The organism is Mesorhizobium sp. M3A.F.Ca.ET.175.01.1.1, assembly GCF_004791945.1.
Lineage (GTDB): Bacteria > Pseudomonadota > Alphaproteobacteria > Rhizobiales > Rhizobiaceae > Mesorhizobium.
On the sequence record NZ_SRTP01000217.1, the window covers coordinates 1 to 333 of the forward strand.

The following is a 333-nucleotide window of genomic DNA, read 5'->3' on the forward strand; positions in this document are numbered from 1 at the left end:
TACAAGTGTGCTCTTTCCCTTTTTGGGGGGCGAAGTGCGCGTCACGGTCGACCGCGTCAAGGTGCGCAAGCGCTTCCTCGGCTGGGCCAATTTCGTCTTCGACACCCGCTCGCCCTTCTTCGGCAAATCGGCAGGCGAGGTGTTATCGCTGATCGTTTCCGGACCCGATCTCAAGCCGGGCACGTCGAACCTTGCTTTGGCCGCCGACAACATCTGGAACAACGCGCAGTGGCAGCATGGCGACGTCTGGGCAAAACTCTTGCAGACCATCATCATTGCCTTCGTGGGAACGCTGCTAGCCGGCATCGTCACGCTCACTCTGGCATTTTTCGC

The 333-nt window shown here is 59.5% G+C and carries 1 pseudogene; it reads left to right on the forward strand.

Features of this window, described 5'->3' with window-relative positions:
- A pseudogene (locus EN818_RS31400) lies at positions 1 to 333 on the forward strand (phosphonate ABC transporter, permease protein PhnE); the annotation flags it as partial.